Below are 20,442 nucleotides of genomic sequence, written 5' to 3'. Positions count from 1 at the left end.
TGTTCAGTCACGATAGGCCGCGAGGCCCGCCGCGTCAAGCGCGGCGGCGGACGCGCGTTCGAATGAACTCGGCGCGACGACGACGCTGCGCTCTAGAGTGGTTCATTGAACGAGTCGCCGCCGGCGACCGGACCAGGGAGATCGATGGCGACCATCAAGGACGTCGCACGACTCGCGCAGGTGTCCGCGGGCACCGTGAGCAACGTGCTGAACCGCCCCTCCTACGTCAACGTCGCCACTCGCGAGCGCGTGCTCGCGGCCATCCGCGAACTGGACTTCGTGCCTCATCAGGGCTCGCGCCAGTTCCGTCCGGGGCGGGTGCGCACCCTGGGCCTCGCGGTCGCCAACCTCGACAACCCGTTCTTCGTCGATGTCGCCCTCGGCGCCGAGGAGCGCTGCGCCGAGCTCGGCGTCGGCGTCGTGATCACCAACAGCGGCTACGACCCCGTGCGCGAGACCCACAACCTCGACCTGCTCGTGCAGTCTCGCGTGCAGGGCATCATCATCGCGCCGGTCGACGAGAACAGCTCCCGGCTCGAGATGCTGAAAGACCGCGGCGTCCCGATGGTGTTCGTCGACCGGGTGGGCGACGACCGCGACTGCTGGTCGGTCGTCGTCGACGACTTCCGCGGCGGCCAGATCGGGATGCGCCACCTGATCGGCACCGGTCACCGGCGGATCGCCTTCCTCGGTCACCCCGAAACCTCCCCCAAGGTGCGCACGCGACTCGCGGGCGCGCGCTCGGTGGTCGCCGAGCATCCCGAGGTGACCCTCGAGCTGATCGATGCCGACTCGTGGTCGATCGAAGCGGGCCGCAGCGCCGGCACACGCCTTGTCGATCGCGCCGCCGACCGCCGCCCGACCGCGGTGTTCTGCGCGAACGACATGCTCGCCCTCGGGCTGGCTCAGCAGTTGCTGCGCGACGGCATCCGCATCCCCGAGGAGGTCGCGATCGTCGGGTACGACGACCTCGAGTGGGCGTCGGTCTCGAGTGTGCCGCTGACGACCGTGCGGCAGCCGCGGCAGGGCCTGGGCCGCACCGCCGTCGACATGATCCTCGAACTGCTCGGTCGGCCGAGTGCCCGCATCCCGCGCAGCAACCACGTCGTGCTGCAGCCCGAGCTGGTCGTGCGCGACAGCGCGTGAGCACGGCAGCGGCCCGCCCCTCCGGAGAGGGACGGGCCGTCGATTCGCGGTCAGGGAACCGCGGGCCGGATCAGAACGCCGGGTCGACCGACTCGACGTTCTCGCTCGTCACGACCGTCAGCGGGATCGGCAGACGCTTGTCGACCGACTCGCCCTTGATGAGCTTGATGATCGTCTCGGCGGCGAGCTTGCCGTCCTCCGCCGGCGACTGCACGATCGTCGCGTAGTACTGCCCGAGCTTGATCAGGTCGAACGCCTGAACCTGCCCGTTGATGCCGACGATCGGCGGGAGGGCGTCGAGGCTGCGGCCCGACTCCTTCCAGGCGTCGATGAAGCCGAGGGCCATCGTGTCGTCGTTCGCGTAGACGCCGTCGATGTCGTCACCGAATCGGGTCAGCAGGTCGCGGCTCGCTTCGAGCGCCTTCTGCTGGTCGAAGTCGGCGTTGACCACCTGCAGCACCTCGATGTCGGAGCCGAGCTCGGCGAGCTGCTCGGTGAAGCCGTCGGTGCGACCGATCGTCGTCCCGTTGCCCGCCTGGCCGGCGATGATCACGACGTTGCCGGCGCCGCCGAGCACCTCGTTGAGCGCGTCCGCGGAGAGCACGCCCTCCTCGTAGACGTCAGGACCGGTGAACGAGTCGTAGTACTCCTCGGCTTCGGCATCCATCGGCGAGTTGATGATGATGAGCGGGATGCCGGCGTCCTGGGCGGCGATCATGCCCGGGATGTAGGCCTGCGGGTCCAGCGGCCACAGCACGATGCCGTCGGCGCCCTGGCTGACGCAGGTCGTGAGCTGGTCGGTGCCGGTCTGCACGTCGAACTCCTGCGACAGGCGGTTGACGGTCGCGCCGGCCGCATCGGCGGCCTCGTCGAACGCCTCGTTCGCCGGCGTCACGTAGGCGTGCGACTCCGCAGCCGTGACGTAGCAGATGTCCATCGATTCGGCGTCGCCGCCTCCGGTGCCGCCAGCGGCACAACCGGCCAGCGCGAGCGCGGCCACAGCGGCAACGGCGCCGCCGATGAGGGGGGTGGTTCTCATGGTGCGTGAGTCCTCTCGTTTTCGGGGTTTCGCCGGGCCTGACGCACCGACCGCACGAATGCGGTCAACGACAGGTTCCGGCCCTTCTTGCCCGACACGAAGCGGTCGAGCAAAATCAGCAGCAGGAGGATGACTCCCGTGACGATGTTCTGGATGTAGGCGGGGACGTTCGAGAACTCCATCGCCGTGGTGAGGATCGCCATCACGAGCAAGCCCCCGAGGGTGCCCAGGGCCGACGCCCGGCCGCCTTCGAGGCGGGTACCGCCGATCACGACGGCGGCGATCGCGAGCAGCGACGTCGACTCGCCGAACACGGGGGATCCGGTGTTGACGCTGAGGCTCTGGATGACGCCGGCGGCGCCGGCGGTGGCCCCGGCGAAGACGAACGTGCCGAACACGTACGCGTTGGCGCGGATGCCACTCGCCTCGGCGGCGACCGGGTTGCTGCCGACGGCGAACAGGTTGCGGCCGGCGACCGCCCGGGTGAGCCACAGGTGCAGCGCGACGAGGAGCACGACGAAGATGATCGTGCGCAGTGTCACCGTGCCCTCGATCGGGCGCGAGACCACGAGGCCGAACAGCGGGTCGAGCCCACTGAACGGACGCGACTCGGTGATGAAGTGGCACAGCGCGCGGAAGAACAGCATCGAGGCGAGCGTCGCGACGAGGGAGTTGATCCTCAGGACCACCACGAGGAAGCCGTTCACGATCCCCGCGAGCAGCCCGACGCCGATGCCGACGACCGCAGCCGGCACCTGCCCGAGCTCCTCCTGGAGCCCGATCGCGGTGATGCCCGACAGGGCGAGGATGGCTCCGCCCGACAGGTCGAGCTTCCCGGCGAGCAGCACCACCGTCAGACCGACGGCGACCAGGGCGGTCGTGCTGATCCGGTCGAGGCTGAGGCTGAGCGCGCGGAACTCGAGGATGCCGGGCACCATCGAGGCCGAGACGACGATCGTCGCCACGAGGATGATCGCGACGCGATAGCGCACGACCCCGAGGAAGACGTCGCTGTCGAAGGCACGACGGATGGCGTTCATTCGCGGCCTCCTCGGCGTCGCAGGTACACATCGAGCGCGACGGCGCCCGCGATGAGGGCGCCCTTGACCATGCCCTGGGGCTCGGACGGCACGCCCTGAAGGATCAGGATGTTGTTGAGGAGCGTCACGAACAGCAGCCCGCCGATCGCCCGCGGGACGCTGCCCGAACCGCCGAGCAGGCTCACCCCGCCGACGACGACGGCGGTGATCGCGTCGAACTCGTAGCCGGTGCCGATCTCCGGTCGCGCCGCCTGGAGGGAGATCCCGAGCAGCACGCCGCTGAACCCGGCGAGGGTGGCGGTCAGCACGAAGGCGCCCGCCTTGACCAGGCGAATCGGCACGGCGCTCGCCTCGGTGGCGTGCGGGTTGCTCCCGACCGCGTAGGTCCAGCGTCCGAAGACCGACCGGGAGAGGGCGAGGTGCCCGAGCAGCGCCACGAGCAGGAACACCAGCACGATGATGGGCACCACCCCGAACAGCCGCCCGGTGAGGACGTCCTTCGCCGCCGCGTCCTGGCCGTAGACGATGACGCCGCCGACGAACGCCTGGGCGATGCCGAGCACGATGATGCCGCTGGCCAGGGTCGTGATCACGGGGTTGAGCCCCGCATAGCCGATGAGGAGCCCGTTCACGACGCCCGCGAGACTCGCGACGAGCACCCCCACGAGGGCGGCCGGCCAGGTGCCGATCACGTCGTCGAGCATCAGCACGAGGATGCCGCCGACCGCGACCGTCGCGGGAACGGAGAGGTCGGCCATCCCTCGGCTGACGAAGACGAAGGTCATGCCGACGACGATGATGCCGACGATCGACATGTTGATGAGCACGTTCGTCAGGTTGCCGACCGAGAGGAAGCGGTCGCTGAGCACGGTGCCCAGGATGAGCAGCACGACGATGCCGGCGGGCATCGCGAGCGTCGCACCGTAGCGCGAGGCCCAGCTCTGCCGCACGATGCGGCCGCCCGGGACGGTCTCGGTGGAGACGTTCACGCCGCCACCTCCCCGGTCGCCGCGTGCATGACATCCTGCTCGCCGGCGCCGCGCGGGAGCTCCGCCGAGACGCGCCCCTCGTGCAGCACGTAGATCCGATCGCTCACCGCGAGCACCTCCGGGAGTTCCGACGAGATCATGAGGATCGCGGTGCCCTGCGCCGCGAGTTCGCCGATGATCGTGTGGATGTCGGCCTTGGCGCCGACGTCGACACCGCGGGTCGGCTCGTCGAGGATGAGCACGGCGGGCCGAGTGGCCAGCCACTTCGCGAAGACGACCTTCTGCTGGTTGCCGCCGCTGTAGGTGTCGACCCGGCGGTCGATCACGGGCGGGGAGACTCCGAGCTCGGTGGCCTTGTCGGTCGCGAGTCGGCGCTCGGCCCCGCCGCGGATCCAGCCGGCGGTCGCCACCTCGCCCAGCACGGGCAGCGAGATGTTGTCCTTGACCGACAGCTGCGGCACGAGACCGTCGCGCTTGCGGTCTTCGGGAACGTAGGCGATGCCCGCGTCGACAGCCGCCCGCGGGGTGCGCACGGTGACGGGGACGCCGCCGATGCTGATCGTGCCGCGATCGGCGCGGTCGAGTCCGAAGATCGCCCGCGCGACCTCGGTGCGGCCGGCCCCGACGAAGCCGGCCAGGCCGACGATCTCCCCGGCGCGCACCTCGAGGTCGACGTCGTCGAACACCCCGGCTCGGCTCAGCCCGTCGACGCGCAGCACGACGTCACCGATCGGCACCTCGCGCTTCGGGAAGACGTCGGTGAGATCGCGCCCCACCATCAGGCGGATCATGTCGGCGGCGGTGATCCCCGCGGCACGTCGCGTCTCGACGAGGCGACCATCCCGCAGCACGGTCACCTGGTCGGCGAGCTGGATGACCTCGCGCAGCCGGTGCGAGATGTAGATGATGGCGATGCCGGCATCCTTCATGCGCTGCACGACCCGGAACAGCGCCTGCGCCTCGTTCTCGGAGAGCGAGGAGGTCGGCTCGTCGAGCACGACGATGCGCGGCGATGACGCGTAGGCCTTCGCGATCTCGACGAGCTGCTGCTGGCTCACCGGAAGCGACCCGACGAGGTCGTCAGCGCCGACCTTCGCGCCGAGTTCGGCGAGCACCTCGTCGGCTCGCGCGCGCAGCGCCTTGCGGTCGACGAGACCGAATCGCGACGGCGGCGCGCCGAGCGTGATGTTCTCGGCGACCGTCAGGTCGGGCACGAGGTTGAGCTCCTGGTACACCATGCCGATGCCACGCTTGCGCGCGTCGATCGGCCCGGCGATGCGCACGGCCTCGCCCTGCAACTCGATCGTGCCCCCGTCGGGCTGGTACACGCCGGCGAGGATCTTCATGAGCGTCGACTTGCCCGCGCCGTTCTCGCCGACGATCGCGTGCACCTCACCGGCCGCGACCTCGAGGGCGACGTCGGTCAGTGCTCGGATGCCGGGGAAGTTCTTGGTGATCCCGCTCATGCGCAGCACGGAGACGGTGGCGCTCATCGCCGGCCCTTCTTCTCGGTCGACGGCGAGAAGGCGAAGTCGATCGTGTACGCGACCGAGCGGCCGGGCTTCAGGATGGGCAGGTTGCCGGCGGCGCGGGCTCCGGCGCGGCCGGTGAAGGAGTTGACGTTGACCGGCTCCAGGCCCATCACGTAGTGACCCTCGCCGCTCATCTTCCACTGGTGCAGCGCGGGCAGCGTGCCGGTGTCGAAGCGCAGTTCGAGCCGGGTGTCGATGCCGGGATTGTCGACGGCGACGACCGCGGTGCCGCTGTCGCGGAAGTCGTGACCGAACACCTGCTCCCGGTAGCCGGCCTGCGGCTCCTCGATCTGGTGCCAGCGCCCGGCGCCCGAACGGGCGTCGGCATCCCGCGGGTTCACCTCGCGCGAGGGCAACTCGAGCGTCGCGGTCTCGTCCAGCAGCGGCCAGCCGACGTTCACGTGGTAGAGCACCATGTGACCGGCATCCGCGAAGCCCTCGTTGCGCACCACGTCGCGCAGCCGCAGCGTGGTGCCGCCGAGGTCGGCCGACCAGGTGCGCTCGAGCACGAGGTTCTCGCCGAACACCCCCGCCTGCCGCACGCTGCCGCTCACGACGAGCTCGGTGCCGCGCACCTCGGCGCGCGTGACCGTCGCGGGGACGACCCCGACGCGACCGTGCTGCGGGTAGTCGACGCCCTCATCGGTCGTCGGCGGGCCGAAGGAGTCGAGCCCGCAGGTCGCGAGCAGACCGCCCCCGAACGACCTCAGCCACTGCGACCCGGTGCTCTCGGCGAGTCCGGGGGCGAGCATCCCGGTCGGCGACATCCAGGCGACCGGGATGCCGCGGAAGGTGACCTGTCCCAGGTCGAGCGCGCGGTCGGGATGGATCTCGACCTCGAGTCCGCCGCCGGTGACCAGCCGGATGCGGCGCGCGCCGCGCGCGGAACCCTCCTCGTCGACGAGTCGGTCGACCCGCGCGATCTGGGCGAGCGTCCCGACGCGTCGCGCGAGTTCGTCGCGCGAGCGTCCGTGGAAGGCACCGGGCGGCGTCACGCGCGCTCCTTCGCGACGGCGCCGGTGTCGGCGGCGAGCTCGACGTTGCCCGGGCCGAAGTGCTTCAGCAGCACGAGGTCGGAGCTGTCGGAGGTGTTGCGGATGGTGACCCCGTTCGCGATCGCCTCGCCGGTGACGAAGTACTCGTCGTGCGAGAGCTGGCCGTAGCGGATCGAGGAGAGCGCCTCGACGGCCTGACCGTTGATCTCCCCGCGGCCGTCGACGGCGATGAAGCCGTAGGCGTCCTGGTCGGCGACGCTGACGGTCTCGCCGGGCTTGACCGTGAGCTCCTTCGCGCTGAACGCGTGCGAACGGTAGGTGATCCACTTCTCGACGTACTGCGCGCCACCGGCCTCGCGCGAGGCCGAGGTCTCGAGCGCGGGGCTGAAGCGGTGGCTCCAGAACTCGGGATCGACGTTGAGGTTCCAGTCGAGGATCTCGAGGATGAAGTCGAGGTCACCCACCTTGTCGGCCGGGATGTCCTTCCACAGCAGCTCGTCGGGCACCTCGCGGTTGTTCGACCACGACTCGGCCATCGCGAACACGTCACTCGCGGCCTGCGGCTCGTAGGTGCACATGCTCGCCGGAGCGTGGAGCACGCCCGGGGGCACGTCCCATCCGGTGCCGGGCGTGATGCGGTAGGCGACGGAGAGTTCGGTGATGCGGTTGTCGCCGCCCTTGAGGAAGAGCTCGAGCTTCTCGAGCACCTGCTCGCGCGTGGTCTCGGGGTGGAAGCCGAAGAACGTGTACGGGAACATCCCGCCGTGGTTGTTGAGCTGCGGCGGGAAGTAGTAGGCCTCGGGCTTGCCCATCTTGCCGACGAGCGCCGCGTGCTGGTCCTGCTGGTGCACGTGGAACGGCAACGGGTACTGGTTGTCGAAGAACTTCGAGTACATCGGCCACTTGCCGTAGGCATCCCAGAGGCGGTCGCCGATCGCGGCGCCCTTCGACCCGTCGATGAACTCGTCGAACGGGATGATCTCGTCATCGGGTCCGACGACGAGGCTGAGTCCCTCGTAGGGGTCGGTGAGCGGCCCGTTCTCGGCACGGATGGCACTCGCGAACCAGCGCTCGTCGATGCCGCCGCGCTCTTTGCCGAGCGGGAAGTAGTCGGCGGGGTGCAGGCGCAGACGCTGGGCCGGGGTGCAGAACGAGCGCGGAACCCACGCCGGGGCGAGCCGCAGCACGCCGCCGCTCGACTCCATGGCCCGCTCGATGCTCGCCTGGGTCGAGGTCACGCCCTCGTAGGGTCCCGCCTTGGTCATCGCCATCCTCTATCACTGGGGCGCTTCACCGTCGGGCGGGCGCCGTTGCCATCGTGCAGTTCGTTCGAACCCGGTTCAATGAACCATGTCCGGTTTCAGTGAAACTAGTTCGAGCGTACGGAGATGTCAAGCGCGGGTCTCGACCGTCGCGTCGATCCGCCTCCCGCGCGGCTACGCTGACGCCCATGGCGACCCTCCTCGGCGAAGAACGGCGGGCCCGCCTGCTCGAGATCCTCGCCCGCGACGGCGCACTCCGACTCGACCCCGTCGCCGAGCAGCTCGGCGTCTCGGCGATGACCGTGCGGCGGGATCTCGACGACCTCGAGGCGGAAGGGCTCGCCCGGCGAGTGCGAGGCGGCGCGGTCGCGCCGGTGCTCCCGCGACCGTTCGGGGAGCGGATGTCGACCCGGTCCGCGTCGAAGTCGCTGATCGCCCGCAAAGCCCTCGACCTCGTCCCGGCGACCGGCGCGGTGGCATTCGACGCCTCGTCGACGAGCGGGGTGCTGCTCGGCGAGATCACCGCCCGCGACCTGGTCGTGGCGAGCAACTCGGTGCAGAACGCCGCGACCGCGCGCCGGCGGCCGGGCGTACGGTCGATCCTGATCGGCGGCGAACTCGAGGAGCGCACCGATAGCTTCGTCGGCGCCGTCGCCTGCCGAGCCGCCGCATCCCTCGGGTACGAGCGCTTCTTCGCTTCGGCATCAGCGCTCTCGTCGAGCGGAACGAGCGAGGTGTCGCTCGAGGAGGCGCAGGTGAAGGACGTCTTCGCGGAACGCTCGGAGCAGACCATCCTGCTGCTCGACGCGTCGAAGCTCGGCCGCACCTCGGTCGCCCAGGGGCTGGACTGGGCACGGATCGACGTCCTGGTGACCGATCTCGACCCGGCTGACGAGCGGCTCGACCCCTACCGGGATCTGACCGAGCTGCGCTAGAGTCACGTTCTGTTCGATCTCACAGAATCTAACAGGAGCCGTTCCGTGGCCAACACGCCCGCACAAGACCTCATCGCCCGCAGCAACAAGCTCGGCAGCGACCCCCGCGTCACCAACTACGCCGGCGGCAACACGTCCGCCAAGGGCACCGCGACCGACCCCGTGACGGGTGAGGACGTCGAGCTGCTCTGGGTGAAGGGCTCCGGCGGCGACCTCGGCACGCTGACCGAAGCCGGGCTCGCCACCCTCCGGCTCGATCGCGTCGAAGCGCTCAAGGGCGTCTACGCGGGCCTCGAGCACGAGGACGACATGGTCGGCGCCCTGGACTTCTGCCGCCACGGTCTCGGCGGCGCGGCCCCGAGCATCGACACCTTCATGCACGCGTTCGTCGACGCGAACCACGTCGACCACCTGCATCCCGACTCCGGCATCGCGTTCGCGACCGCGAAGGACGGCGAGAAGCTCACCAAGAAGGCGTTCGGCGACAAGGTCGTCTGGGTGCCCTGGCGTCGCCCCGGCTTCCAGCTCGGGCTCGACATCTCCGACATCAAGGCGAAGAACCCGGCGGCGATCGGCGTGATCCTCGGCGGTCACGGCATCACCGCGTGGGGGAAGACCAGCGCCGAGGCGCAGAAGAACTCGCTGTGGATCATCGCGACCGCCGAGGACTACCTGGCGGCGAAGGGCAAGAAGAACCCGTTCGGCCGCGAGGTCGCCAAGAACAAGGCGCTGCCGACGGCCGAGCGCCGCGCCAAGGCCGCCGCCCTCGCCGCGACGATCCGCGGCATCGCGTCGCACGACAAGCCGATGGTGGGGCACTTCACCGATTCCGACGTCGTGCTCGACTTCCTCGCCTCGGCGAACGCTCCGAAGCTGGCGGCCCTCGGCACCTCGTGCCCCGACCACTTCCTGCGCACCAAGGTCAAGCCGCTGCTCGTCGACCTCCCGGCCGACGCCCCGGTCGAGAAGATCAAGGAACGCCTCGCGAAGCTGCACGAGGCGTACCGCACGGACTACACGGCGTACTACGACAAGCACGCGACGGCCGACAGCCCGGCGATCCGCGGCGCCGACCCGCTGATCGTGCTCGTGCCCGGCGTGGGGATGTTCTCCTACGGCGCCAACAAGCAGACCGCTCGCGTCGCCGGCGAGTTCTACGTCAACGCGATCAACGTCATGCGCGGCGCCGAGTCGATCTCGACCTACACGCCGATCAGCGACGCCGAGAAGTTCGCGATCGAGTACTGGGCGCTCGAGGAGGCGAAGCTGCAGCGCATGCCGAAGCCGAAGTCGCACGCGACCCGCATCGCGCTCGTCACCGGCGCCGCCTCCGGCATCGGCAAGGCGATCGCCACCCGCCTCGCGGCCGACGGAGCGTGCGTCGTCATCGCCGACCTCGACCTGGCGAAGGCTCAGGCGGCCGCCGCCGAGATCGGCACCACGGACGTCGCGGTCGGCCTCCAGGTGAACGTCACCGACGCCGGCGCGATCGAGCAGATGGTGCAGGATGCCGTGCTCGCGTTCGGCGGGCTCGACATCGTCGTCAACAACGCGGGCGTCTCGCTCAGCAAGCCGCTGCTGGAGACCACCGAGCAGGACTGGGACTTCCAGCACGACATCATGGCGAAGGGCTCGTTCCTCGTCTCCAAGGCGACCGCGCCGATCCTGATCGAGCAGAAGATGGGCGGCGACGTCATCTACATCTCCTCGAAGAACTCGGTCTTCGCGGGCCCGAACAACATCGCCTACTCGGCCACGAAGGCCGACCAGGCCCACCAGGTGCGACTGCTCGCGGTCGAACTCGGCGAGCACGGCATCAAGGTCAACGGCATCAACCCCGACGGCGTCGTGCGCGGCTCCGGCATCTTCGCCGCCGGCTGGGGCGCCAACCGCGCCAAGACCTACGGCATCGAGGAGTCGAAGCTGGGCGAGTTCTACGCGCAGCGCACGATCCTCAAGCGCGAGGTGCTGCCCGAGAACGTCGCGAACGCCGTCTCGGTGCTCACCGGGCCGGACCTGTCCCACACGACCGGACTCCACATCCCGGTCGACGCGGGCGTCGCAGCTGCGTTCCTTCGATGACGCAGCCCTGCGCTCGTTCGGGGCCGATGATGGAGGCATGGCGTTGAGTATTCGAAGTGGCGGAGCGGTCGCCGCCGTCGACCTCGGTGCGACGAGCGGCCGGGTGCTGCTCGGCTACGTCGGGCACGACGAACTGCGGCTCACGGATGTCGCCCGCTTCAAGAACTCGCCGGTGCGCACCCTCGACGGGCTGCACTGGAGTTCCTTCGAGCTCTACCGCGACCTCGTCGAGGGTCTCGCGGCCGCCGTGCGGCAGGAGCCGCAACTGAGCTCGATCGGCATCGACTCCTGGGCCGTCGACTACGGCCTGCTGCGTAACGGGCGTCTCGTCAACGCGCCGTACTCGTACCGCGACGAGCGCAACGCCGCCGGCGTCGCGGAGGTGCACGGGCGGGTTCCGGCCGACGAGCTGTACCGCCGCAACGGTCTCCAGCACCTGCCGTTCAATACGCTCTTCCAGCTCACCGCCGACCGGCTCTCCGGCACGCTCGAGGTCGCGGATTCGTTCCTGCTGATCCCTGACCTGTTCGCCTACTGGCTCACCGGGGTCGCGGTCGCGGAGCGCACCAACGCGTCGACGACCGGTCTCGTCGGCGTCTCGAACGGGGAGTGGGACCTCGACCTCGCGGCGCACCTGTCGCTGCCGGGGAGCATCTTCCCGAGGCTGGTGGATGCCGGCACCGAGCTCGGCGGCCTCGCACCGTCGGCCCTGCGCGGCATCGGCGACACCCGCGCCGTCGTCACCGCGGTCGGCACGCACGACACCGCATCGGCGATCGTCGCCATTCCCGCGACCGGCTCGAACTACGCCTACATCTCGTGCGGCACCTGGTCGCTCGTCGGGGTGGAGCTCGAACGCCCCGTGCTCACTGAGGCGAGCCGTGCCGCGAACTTCACCAACGAGGGCGGCGTCGACGGCCGGGTGCGCTACCTGCACAACGTCATGGGTCTCTGGCTGCTCAGCGAGAGCATCCGCGACTGGGAGCGCGACGGCACGACGATCTCGCTGTCCTCCCTGCTCGCTCAGGCGTCGGCGGTCACGACCCAGGTGCCGATCTTCGACGCCGACGACGAGACCTTCCTCGCCCCCGGCGACATGCCCGCGCGCATCGCCGCCTGGCTCGGCACGCACGACCTGCCGGTGCCGTCATCCCGTCCGGAACTCGTGCGCAGCATCCTCGAATCGCTCGCCGCCGCCTATGCCCGATCGATCCGGGATGCCGCCGACCTGAGCGGCACGTCGGTCGAGGTCGTGCACCTCGTCGGCGGCGGGTCGCAGAACGAACTGCTCTGCCAGCTCACCGCCGACGCGACCGGACTGCCCGTGCTCGCCGGACCGGTGGAGGCCACGGCGATCGGCAACGTGCTCGTGCAGGCTCGCGCGCAGGGGTTCGTCGCCGGCGACCTCGAGGCGCTGCGTGCGATCGTGCTGCAGTCGTTCCCTCCGCGGCGCTACGAGCCAACCCTCTAGCCCGCGGGTTGAGTGCCCGGCGCAGCCGGGTGTATCGAGACCCGCCCCGAGTTACCCGACGGTGGGTTTCGATACACCGTGCTCCGCGCGGCACTCAACCCGCGGCGAGATCGCTACGGGGCGTAGACGGCGCGGGCGAGGGCATCCAGAACGGACGCGGAACGCGGGCCGAACGACAGGATGTCGCCGTCGGCCATGTCGACGAAGCGCTGGTTCTGCCCCGCCGCGGTGAGCGCGATCGCCGGCTTCGCCGCGAGCAACCCGTCGATGCCGCCGGCCGATTCGATGCCGTCGGTCATCACCAGGATGAGGTCGGGGTTGGCGGCGATGATCGCCTCGTCGGTCATCGGCTGCATGCCCGTCCAGCCGATCTCGCCGGCGACATCCACCCCCGAAAGTCCGCGGATCAGGTCGTCGGCGCCGGACTCCTCGCCGAACAGGTAGTAGATGCCCGAGCCGCCGCGCAGGTAGAGGAAGATCATCCGCACCCGGTCGCCGTCGGCGGGGGCGATGGCGGCGATCTCGGCGATCTTCGCGTCGACGTCGGCCCGGATGCGCTCGGCGAGCAGCTCGCCGGTGGCGGGCACCCCCATCGCGCCCGCGACGTCGCGGGACAGTCGTACGGCCCCGTCGAACGAGGCCTCGTTGTCGAGGAAGACGACGGTGACGCCCGAATCGCGCAACTGGGTGAGCACGTCGCGCGGGCCGATCGTGCCGTCGGTGATGACGAGGGTGGGGCGCAGGGCGAGCACGCTCTCGGCGTCGATCGCGTGTCCGCCGGATGTGACGACGGGGAGGTCGACGGCGCCGTCGAAGGTCGTGGAGATGTCACGCCCCACGAGGGTCTCGCCGAGCCCGAGGCCGGCGACGGTGGCAGCGATCGACCCCGACATGTCGAGCGCGATGACCCGGGAGGTGTCGTCGACGGTCACCTCGACGTCGCCGCCGTTGTCGCGCGAGACGACGGTGACGGGCAACTGCTGCGCGGGATCGTCCTCGACCGGGGTGACCGCCTCCGTGGCGAGCAGGGCGGTGCTGGCTCCGACGTGGGCACGCGGGTCGGCGACGAGGTCGAGTTCGGCGAGCGGCCGGTCGTCGGCCACGGTCGGCGACGGCGTCGTGGCGGCCCCGTCAGGCACGGCGCACCCGGTGAGGGCGGTAAGCGTGACGACGAGCACGGCCCCGGCGAGGGCGACGGCACGACGAGAGGTCACGAGAAGCCAGCCTACTCAGGTAAGGCTGCCCTCACAATGTCGCCATCGGGCGCGCGACCGCGCTGCCCTACCATCCAGGAATGAGCACCGAGTCGCTGCTGACGATCATCGCGCTGCTGCTGAGCGTCGCGAGCGTCGTCGTGACCGGCCTCTTCTCCGTGCGCACCCAGCGCCTGAGCCACGAACTCGAGGCCGAACGCGAGCAGCGCGCGGAGGAACAGTCCGCGATCAAAGCCGCCGAGCGCGTCTACGAGCCGCTCGCCCAGGCCGCCGCCGAACTTCAGTCGCGCATCTTCAACCTCGTGGAAACCGGCTGGATCGGCACGCAGAAGCGCTACGCGAGCCACGGCGACTACGCGGTGGCGTCGACGGCGTTCCTCTTCGCGCACTACTTCGGCTGGATCGAGGCCCGACGCCAGGCGGTGCTCTCGTCGAGCGGGGAGGGCGGCCGCGACCTCTCGGTGCAGCGGCTCATCGACGACGTGCTGAAGACCCTGCGTCGCAGCGAGGACTCGGAGGGGTTCCTGTTCTTCACCACCGAGCAGCGCGCGATCGGCGAACTCATGCTCACCTGGGACTCGATCCCCGAGACCCAGGTGCGCCTCCCCCGGGTCGCCGGCTACGCCGCGTTCGTGCGGCGCTACCGTCACGAGGAGGAGTTCCGGGCCTGGTTCACCTCGATCGACACCGGGCTCGACCTGGTCTCGAAGGGCGATGTGCAGCGGCTGGCCGACATCCAGCGGGCCCTGGTCGCCCTCATCGACGAACTCGACCCGAAGCGCAAATACACCGCCGGGTACGCACTCGAGCCGATCGACCTGACCGACGGCGCGGGCCGCTCCGCCTAGTCCGACTCGACGTCGCCCGATCCGGAGATGTCGGCGTCGACCTCGGCTCCGCCGCGGTGGCGGACCGTTCCGCTGCCCGAGATCTCGACCGCGAGCGTCCCGGTCACGTGCAGCGTCGCGTCGCCCGACCCGCCGATCACGACGGAGGCGTCGACGACTTCGAGGTCGTCGGCATCCACCTCACCCGATCCGTCGATCTCGAGGGTCAGCGCGTCGGCGTCACCCGCGAGCTCGACGTCGCCGGACCCGTCGATCGTCGCGGCGATCTGGTCGGCGTCGAGACCCGTGATGGCGACATCGCCCGACCCGGAGATCTCGATCGTCATGCGCTCGGCGGACACGGTCGAGGTCACGTCGCCGGACCCGTCGATCTCGATCGAGTCGAGGCTGGCCACGGACAGCTCGTAGCGGATCGCACCCGACCCGAACATCGGTCCCCCGCCGCGACGACCGAGTTCGAGCACCCCGCCGCTCACGTCGGAGGTGAGCGCGTCGAGGAGGTTCTCGGGCGCGTGGATCGTGAGGGAGGGCTCGCCCTCGGTGATCTCGAGGTGGCCGCTGGTCTCGAGCACGACGGCCGTCACGTCGTCGATATCCCGCGACTCCGAGGTCATCGGGCCGCCGACGCGGACGCATCCGGTGAGGGCGACGGCGACGAGCACGGCGGCGGCCGCCAGGGAGAGGGCACGAGTGATCATGTGACCACCGTGGCAGGACGGGACGGTGCGCACGGTGGGGTGAACCCCCGGATCCGCCCTCGGGTCGACCGAGGAGCGTCTCGCTGATTGTCTAACAATCCGCTATATTGTTCGACAATGTCACTTCAGCCCGCGACGATGCCGGATGCGATCTTCGAGACGCTGCGCGCCCGCATCCTCGACCAGTCCCAGGCCCCCGGGTCCACGGTGACCGAGTCGGCCGTCGCGCTGCGGTTCGGGGTGGCCCGCCCGACCGCGAAGATCGCCATCGAACGGCTCGTGAGCGACGGGCTGCTGCGCCGCGAGGCGCACCACGCGGCCCGCGTTCCCGAGCTGACGCGCGCCGACATCGTCGACCTGTTCGCGACGCGGCGGCTCATCGAGTCGGCGGCGTCCGGCGCCCTCGCGGAGGGCGGCACCCTGCCGGCCGACGCCCTCGCCGCCCACCGGGAGCTGCTCGAACTCGCCCGCACCGGCGGCGCCTTCGCCGCGCAAGACGCCGCTTTCCACCGGGCGCTCGTGTCGGGGTCGCCGAGCCCGCGGCTCGCCCGCATGCACGCCGCCCTGATGGGCGAGATCGAGCTCTGCATCGGCCAGGTGCAGGCCCACCACCTGATGACCGGAACGGATGTCGCGGCGCAGCACCAACGCATCCTCGACGCCGTCACGGCGGGCGACGGGGCCGCGGCCGCCGACCTCGCCCGCGCCCACATCGACGCCGCCGGCGCCGCCCTGCTCGCCCACTACGACGCAACTCACGGAGACATCCATGGCTAGAGACCCGCAGAAGCAGAGCCGCCAGGTTCCGAGCCCGAAGCAGATCTTCGAGCTGCTGACGTTCAAGAAGCCGAACTTCGACGCCACCGACCGGCGCCTCCAGGCGGCGCTGACGATCGCCGACCTCCGGCTGATCGCGAAGCGCCGCACGCCGAAGGCCGCGTTCGACTACACCGACGGCGCCGCGGAGCAGGAGCTGTCGCTCGCGCGCGCCCGCCAGGCCTTCGAAGACGTGGAGTTCAGCCCCTCGATCCTGCGTCCCGCGGCCGACGTCGACACCTCCTCGACGATCCTCGGCGGGCCGTCGTCGATGCCGTTCGCGATCGCGCCGACCGGATTCACGCGGCTCATGCAGACCCAGGGCGAACTCGCGGGCGCGAGTGCGGCGGGGGCGGCCGGCATCCCGTTCACCCTGTCCACCCTCGGCACGACGTCGATCGAGAACGTGAAGGCCGCGAACCCCGACGGTCGCAACTGGTTCCAGCTCTACGTCATGCGCGACCGCGACATCTCGTACGGGCTCGTCGAGCGCGCGGCGGCGGCCGGCTTCGACACTCTCCAGTTCACCGTCGACACCCCGGTCGCGGGGGCGCGGCTGCGCGACAAGCGCAACGGGTTCTCGATCCCGCCGGCGCTGACGGCCGGCACGATCCTCAACGCGATCCCCCGCCCCTGGTGGTGGTGGGACTTCCTGACCACCCCGAAGCTCGAGTTCGCGTCGCTGTCGACCACCGGTGGCACCGTCGGCGAACTGCTCAACGCGGCGATGGACCCGACGATCTCCTACGACGACCTCGACGTCATCCGCGGGATGTGGCCCGGCAAGATCGTCATCAAGGGCGTGCAGAACGTCGAGGACTCCCGCACCCTCGCCGATCTCGGGGTCGACGGCATCATCCTGTCCAACCACGGCGGCCGCCAGCTGGACCGGGCGCCGATCCCCTTCCACCTGCTGCCCGACGTGGTCCGAGAGGTTGGAAAGGACGTCGAGATCGGCGTCGACACCGGCATCATGTCGGGCGCCGACATCGTCGCGTCGGTGGCGCTCGGGGCGAAGTTCACCATGATCGGCCGCGCCTACCTGTACGGGCTGATGGCCGGCGGACGCCGCGGTGTCGACCGCACGATCGAGATCCTCGGTACCGAGCTGGTGCGCACGATGAAGCTGCTCGGCGTCTCGTCGCTCGCCGAGTTGGGCCCGCAGCACGTGACCCAGCTCGAGCGGCTGACGCCCCGCGCCCGCTCCTGACAGACGTCCCGCGGCGGCCCTGTGGCGGTGGCCGCCGCGGGATCCCTCCTCGGGCACATAGCGAAAGATGGATGCATGAGCGACCACGTGATCGTGTTGCCCGGCGGCGGCTACGGCCGCCTCTCCGACAACGAGTCGACGACGATCGTCGCCTGGCTCGAGTCGCTCGGGCTGTCGGCGAGCGTCTTCGCGTACCCGGTCGGGGCGAGCGCTCGGCACCCCGCGGTGCTCGACGCCGTCCGTGGCGAGATCCGGGCGCGACGGGATGCCGGCGCCGACCGGGTCGCGCTCGTCGGCTTCTCCGCGGGTGGGCACGCCGCCGGGCACGCCGCCCTCGCTCCGGGGGCGTCGGAGCGGGAACGCGTCGACCTCGTGCTGCTGAGCTACCCGGTCGTGTCGATGCTGCTGCCGACCCACCAGGGATCGCGCGAGAACCTCATCGGTCTCGACGCCTCCCCCGAGTTGCGAGCCGCGACCTCCCTCGACCTGCTCGTCACCCCGGCCGCTCCCCCGTTCTTCGTCTGGCACACCGCCGCGGACGACGCGGTGCCGGTGCAGCACAGCTACCTGCTCGGGATGGCGCTGGCCGCCGCCGGCGTGCGGCACGCGCTGCACGTGTTCCCGCGCGGACGCCACGGGCTCAACCTCGCGCGCCGCGACGGCGACGGCGACGCGGCCCTCTGGACGTCGCTCGCGGAGTCCTGGCTGCGCGAAGAGGGCTGGCTGCCGCGCTGAGGTACCCCCAGTTGGGCCGGATCGGGTCGGATCCGGCCGGGGGGCCGCACACTGAGGGGTGATCCCCCCTCGCCTGTCCACTCTTCCCGCTCTCCTGATCGCGGGGCTCGTCGCCGGGACCGCCCTCCTGGCTCCTGCGACACCCGCCGTCGCCGCGGAACCCGACACCGTCTACACGCTGCTCAACGACGCCCGCTGGGCCGACGGCCAGGCGGGTCTCGTGCGCAACACCGCCCTCGACCAGGTCGCCGCCGACTGGGCGGCGAAGCTCGCGGCATCGGGAACGCTGTCGCACAACCCCGACTACGCGAGCCAGATTCCCGCCGGCTGGTCGAACGCGGGCGAGAACGTGGCCGAGGGGCAGCCGGATGCCGGCACGATGCACGCCGCGTGGATGGCGTCGCCCGGCCACCGCGCCAACATCCTCGGTTCCTACACCGACGTCGGGATCGCCTTCCTGTCCGCCGGTGGCACGACCTGGGGCGTGCAGGTCTTCGCCACGTATCCCGGCCACACGGGACCCGCCTCCCCCGCCGCGGGTGCGGTCTCGGGGTCGCAGGTCGCCGAGTCTCCGGCCGCGGGAGAACCCGCGGCCGCGGAGATCAGCGATGGACCCAGCCCGGCACCCTGGTGGATCCTCGCCGCGGCCGGCGCGGTCGGCGCCGCCGGCGCCGGATTCTGGATGCTCCGCCGCCGCGCTACTTCGTAGAGCGATAGTTCTCCCGCGCCTCCGCCGAGAAGGGCGCCGGGGCGACCGTCGCGCGGATCTCCACCTGACGGTGCGGCTCCACGGCGGGCTTGCGCGAGTTGGGGTTCTCGCCCCACAGCACGGTCACCTTCGTGCCGGGCGTCGCGTGCGCGAGATCGATGGATGCCAGCGACGCGAACGTCTGCTCGTTGACGATGTAGCCGCAGTCGTGCGAGATGCCCACCTGAACGCCGTCGATGAGAACCTGGTCGACCTGGAAGAAGCCGTACCGGGCCTTCGGCAGGGCGATGTACTTCGCCGGCAGGCCGTCCTGGAAGAGCGACCCGATCGCGGCGGCGACATCCTCTTCGTCCCAGACCAGGGTGACCTTCGCGCGGGTCGCCGACATCTGCTTGAGCGCGGCCTTGCCGATGAACTCGTGGTCGAAGTTGACGCTGCGCTCGTAGCCGAGGTCCCACGGGGTGACGTAGTAGTCCTCGATGTTGGGCGAGTCGACCGAGCCCGCGATCGAACCGGCTCGTGCGGCGGGGAGCCAGGCGCGGTAGGCCTCCATCCCTTCGCCACTGAAGATCGCGGGCACCGGCGACGGCACCCACGCCGACTCGAGGTTGGCCGACGAGTAGGCCATCGAGCCGACCTCGGTGATGCCCAGGTCCGCCCCCGCCGACAGGATCGCCGCGCGGATCGTGTCGCCCTCGGCCCACGGCCCGAACAGCTCGAACCCGGGCTGCCCGGCCATCCCGTGGCGCAGCGCGCGCACCGTCGTGCCGGCGATCGTGAAGGTCGCCATGCCGAAGAACTTCGTGGCCGGCACCTCGCCGCCGATCAGCTTCTCGACGATCTTCAGCGCGTTCGGCCCCTGGAGTTCGTAGCGGTACAGCTTCGGCGGACCCTGCCGCACGATCGAGTTGCCGGCGAGCTCGAGCTCGACGTCGTAGTCGCCGGTCTCGGCGTGGAAGCGCACCCAGTCGATCGCCATCGGGTGGCCGACGAGGTCGAACGAGTTCTCGGCGAGGTGGAACAGGATGGCGTCGCCGATGACGTAGCCCTCGTGGTTGACGGCGATGAACTGCTTCGCGCTGTCGACCGAGAACGTCGCGAACGAGTTGACGGCGAGGTCCTGCAGCAGCTTCATGGCGTCGGGGCCCGTGATGAACAGGTCGGTCATGTGGTGCGACTGGTCGAGCAGTGCGCACGAGGTGCGCCAGGACTGCTGCTCGCTGCGCCAGTTGCTGAACTCGGGGGCGACCGGGAAGACGGTGGGGCGGGACTGCGCGTTGCGCAGGTACTCGACGGGACTGCCGGCTGCGGCGATGGCGTCGGCGAGGCTCTGCGGGCCAGGTGAAGGGGACGTCGATGTCATGGCGTCACCCTACGAAGTCCCCCTCCCGTCGCGCAGCGAACTTCCACGTCATGGAAGTTTGCTGCGCGGTCAGGGGTGGCGCTGCTCGCTCGGAACGACGGTGTGCAGGGGGGTCGTCGCCCAGCGCACGGTCGCGAGGCCCGTGGTCGCCGAGCACCGCACGCGCAGGGTGTGCGGGGACTCGAGGAACATCACCTCGACGTCCAGCACGCCGTCGGGCGACCAGCCACCGCTCGCGGCGAGCGGCACGCCCCGCGGCTCGCCGAGCACCCAGGTGGGCGCGAAGTCCACCTCGAGGGAGCCGGTCGCGTCGAGCAGGTCGAGCCGCCAGCCGTCTCCGGTCGCCACGACGCGCACC

The 20,442-nt window shown here is 70.4% G+C and carries 18 protein-coding genes and 1 pseudogene; 9 read left to right on the top strand and 10 right to left on the bottom strand.

Annotated elements, in window-relative coordinates; translation table 11 throughout:
- The first annotated feature begins 144 nt into the window (after positions 1-144).
- The gene (locus ACILQS_RS07075; RefSeq protein ID WP_395639413.1) at positions 145-1,146 is read left to right on the top strand and encodes a LacI family DNA-binding transcriptional regulator; all 1,002 of its coding nucleotides are present in this window, start codon (positions 145-147) and stop codon (positions 1,144-1,146) included.
- A gap of 70 nt (positions 1,147-1,216) precedes the next feature.
- Here ACILQS_RS07075 and ACILQS_RS07070 read toward each other — a convergent pair whose 3' ends face one another.
- The 6 genes from ACILQS_RS07070 to ACILQS_RS07045 are packed head-to-tail and all read right to left on the bottom strand — an operon-like array spanning position 1,217 to position 8,006.
- Positions 1,217-2,185, bottom strand: coding sequence for a sugar ABC transporter substrate-binding protein (locus ACILQS_RS07070; RefSeq protein WP_395639412.1), 969 nt, complete (start codon positions 2,183-2,185; stop codon positions 1,217-1,219).
- Positions 2,182-3,225 carry an ABC transporter permease gene (locus ACILQS_RS07065; protein ID WP_395639411.1) on the bottom strand — a complete coding sequence of 348 codons (1,044 nt, stop codon included), beginning with the start codon at positions 3,223-3,225 and terminating at the stop codon, positions 2,182-2,184. Before ACILQS_RS07065 ends, ACILQS_RS07070 begins: the two co-directional genes overlap by 4 nt.
- The gene (locus tag ACILQS_RS07060) at positions 3,222-4,214 is read right to left on the bottom strand and encodes an ABC transporter permease (RefSeq protein ID WP_395639410.1); all 993 of its coding nucleotides are present in this window, start codon (positions 4,212-4,214) and stop codon (positions 3,222-3,224) included. The genes ACILQS_RS07065 and ACILQS_RS07060 overlap by 4 nt, the downstream gene beginning before the upstream one ends.
- On the bottom strand, positions 4,211-5,707 hold the full coding sequence (locus ACILQS_RS07055; protein ID WP_395639409.1) for a sugar ABC transporter ATP-binding protein: 1,497 nt from the start codon (positions 5,705-5,707) through the stop codon (positions 4,211-4,213). The genes ACILQS_RS07060 and ACILQS_RS07055 overlap by 4 nt, the downstream gene beginning before the upstream one ends.
- Positions 5,704-6,741 (bottom strand): aldose 1-epimerase family protein, encoded by a 1,038-nt coding sequence (locus ACILQS_RS07050; protein WP_395639408.1) that lies wholly within the window; start codon positions 6,739-6,741, stop codon positions 5,704-5,706. Before ACILQS_RS07050 ends, ACILQS_RS07055 begins: the two co-directional genes overlap by 4 nt.
- Entirely contained in the window at positions 6,738-8,006 is a 1,269-nt protein-coding gene (locus ACILQS_RS07045; protein ID WP_395639407.1) for a hypothetical protein, read from the bottom strand. Before ACILQS_RS07045 ends, ACILQS_RS07050 begins: the two co-directional genes overlap by 4 nt.
- A gap of 185 nt (positions 8,007-8,191) precedes the next feature.
- Between ACILQS_RS07045 and ACILQS_RS07040 the strand changes: the two genes are divergently transcribed.
- Genes ACILQS_RS07040 through ACILQS_RS07030 form a run of 3 tightly spaced genes read left to right on the top strand, consistent with a single transcriptional unit; the run spans position 8,192 to position 12,491 of the window.
- A complete protein-coding gene (locus ACILQS_RS07040; RefSeq protein WP_395639406.1) occupies positions 8,192-8,938 on the top strand; it encodes a DeoR/GlpR family DNA-binding transcription regulator in 747 nt (248 codons plus the stop codon).
- Positions 8,939-8,983: 45 nt separating this feature from the next.
- Positions 8,984-11,020 (top strand): bifunctional aldolase/short-chain dehydrogenase, encoded by a 2,037-nt coding sequence (locus ACILQS_RS07035; protein ID WP_395639405.1) that lies wholly within the window; start codon positions 8,984-8,986, stop codon positions 11,018-11,020.
- Between the two features lie 37 nt (positions 11,021-11,057).
- A complete protein-coding gene (locus ACILQS_RS07030; RefSeq protein WP_395639404.1) occupies positions 11,058-12,491 on the top strand; it encodes a rhamnulokinase family protein in 1,434 nt (477 codons plus the stop codon).
- Between the two features lie 113 nt (positions 12,492-12,604).
- On the opposite strand, the gene ACILQS_RS07025 is transcribed toward ACILQS_RS07030, so the two are convergent.
- Entirely contained in the window at positions 12,605-13,705 is a 1,101-nt protein-coding gene (locus ACILQS_RS07025) for a hemin ABC transporter substrate-binding protein (RefSeq protein ID WP_395639403.1), read from the bottom strand.
- Positions 13,706-13,785: 80 nt separating this feature from the next.
- Between ACILQS_RS07025 and ACILQS_RS07020 the strand changes: the two genes are divergently transcribed.
- A complete protein-coding gene (locus tag ACILQS_RS07020) occupies positions 13,786-14,553 on the top strand; it encodes a hypothetical protein (protein ID WP_395639402.1) in 768 nt (255 codons plus the stop codon).
- Here the strand turns inward: ACILQS_RS07020 and ACILQS_RS07015 are convergent.
- A complete protein-coding gene (locus ACILQS_RS07015; RefSeq protein WP_395639401.1) occupies positions 14,550-15,251 on the bottom strand; it encodes a head GIN domain-containing protein in 702 nt (233 codons plus the stop codon). The genes ACILQS_RS07020 and ACILQS_RS07015 overlap by 4 nt on opposite strands.
- Before the next feature lie 117 nt (positions 15,252-15,368).
- On the opposite strand from ACILQS_RS07015, the gene ACILQS_RS07010 reads away from it, so the two are divergent.
- From ACILQS_RS07010 to ACILQS_RS06995, 4 genes are all read left to right on the top strand, one after another.
- On the top strand, positions 15,369-16,028 hold the full coding sequence (locus ACILQS_RS07010) for a GntR family transcriptional regulator (protein ID WP_395639400.1): 660 nt from the start codon (positions 15,369-15,371) through the stop codon (positions 16,026-16,028).
- Positions 16,021-17,277: an alpha-hydroxy-acid oxidizing protein gene (locus tag ACILQS_RS07005; protein WP_395639399.1), complete on the top strand. Its 1,257-nt coding sequence runs from the start codon at positions 16,021-16,023 to the stop codon at positions 17,275-17,277. Before ACILQS_RS07010 ends, ACILQS_RS07005 begins: the two co-directional genes overlap by 8 nt.
- Positions 17,278-17,352: 75 nt before the next feature.
- A complete protein-coding gene (locus ACILQS_RS07000) occupies positions 17,353-18,012 on the top strand; it encodes an alpha/beta hydrolase (RefSeq protein ID WP_395639398.1) in 660 nt (219 codons plus the stop codon).
- A 58-nt stretch (positions 18,013-18,070) separates the two neighbouring features.
- Positions 18,071-18,721, top strand: coding sequence for a CAP domain-containing protein (locus ACILQS_RS06995; protein WP_395639397.1), 651 nt, complete (start codon positions 18,071-18,073; stop codon positions 18,719-18,721).
- Here ACILQS_RS06995 and ACILQS_RS06990 read toward each other — a convergent pair.
- Together ACILQS_RS06990 and ACILQS_RS06985 are read right to left on the bottom strand one after the other, a co-directional pair.
- A complete protein-coding gene (locus tag ACILQS_RS06990; RefSeq protein WP_395639396.1) occupies positions 18,711-20,084 on the bottom strand; it encodes an aminomethyl transferase family protein in 1,374 nt (457 codons plus the stop codon). The genes ACILQS_RS06995 and ACILQS_RS06990 overlap by 11 nt on opposite strands.
- A gap of 69 nt (positions 20,085-20,153) precedes the next feature.
- Positions 20,154-20,442, bottom strand: a pseudogene (locus tag ACILQS_RS06985) (hypothetical protein); the annotation flags it as partial.

The organism is Pseudolysinimonas sp., assembly GCF_044239695.1.
GTDB lineage: Bacteria > Actinomycetota > Actinomycetes > Actinomycetales > Microbacteriaceae > Pseudolysinimonas_A.
Note: the sequence above shows the minus strand (reverse complement) of the source record. Positions and strands in the feature narration are given on the sequence as shown.

Bases quoted from the DNA above. Each gene is read 5' to 3' on its own strand.
- ACILQS_RS07075 (WP_395639413.1), top strand. From the start codon at position 145: ATGGCGACCATCAAGGACGTCGCACGACTCGCGCAGGTGTCCGCGGGC.
- ACILQS_RS07070 (WP_395639412.1), bottom strand. From the start codon at position 2,185: ATGAGAACCACCCCCCTCATCGGCGGCGCCGTTGCCGCTGTGGCCGCG.
- ACILQS_RS07065 (WP_395639411.1), bottom strand. From the start codon at position 3,225: ATGAACGCCATCCGTCGTGCCTTCGACAGCGACGTCTTCCTCGGGGTC.
- ACILQS_RS07055 (WP_395639409.1), bottom strand. From the start codon at position 5,707: ATGAGCGCCACCGTCTCCGTGCTGCGCATGAGCGGGATCACCAAGAAC.
- ACILQS_RS07045 (WP_395639407.1), bottom strand. From the start codon at position 8,006: ATGACCAAGGCGGGACCCTACGAGGGCGTGACCTCGACCCAGGCGAGC.
- ACILQS_RS07040 (WP_395639406.1), top strand. From the start codon at position 8,192: ATGGCGACCCTCCTCGGCGAAGAACGGCGGGCCCGCCTGCTCGAGATC.
- ACILQS_RS07030 (WP_395639404.1), top strand. From the start codon at position 11,058: ATGGCGTTGAGTATTCGAAGTGGCGGAGCGGTCGCCGCCGTCGACCTC.
- ACILQS_RS07020 (WP_395639402.1), top strand. From the start codon at position 13,786: ATGAGCACCGAGTCGCTGCTGACGATCATCGCGCTGCTGCTGAGCGTC.
- ACILQS_RS07015 (WP_395639401.1), bottom strand. From the start codon at position 15,251: ATGATCACTCGTGCCCTCTCCCTGGCGGCCGCCGCCGTGCTCGTCGCC.
- ACILQS_RS07010 (WP_395639400.1), top strand. From the start codon at position 15,369: ATGTCACTTCAGCCCGCGACGATGCCGGATGCGATCTTCGAGACGCTG.
- ACILQS_RS07005 (WP_395639399.1), top strand. From the start codon at position 16,021: ATGGCTAGAGACCCGCAGAAGCAGAGCCGCCAGGTTCCGAGCCCGAAG.
- ACILQS_RS07000 (WP_395639398.1), top strand. From the start codon at position 17,353: ATGAGCGACCACGTGATCGTGTTGCCCGGCGGCGGCTACGGCCGCCTC.
- ACILQS_RS06990 (WP_395639396.1), bottom strand. From the start codon at position 20,084: ATGACATCGACGTCCCCTTCACCTGGCCCGCAGAGCCTCGCCGACGCC.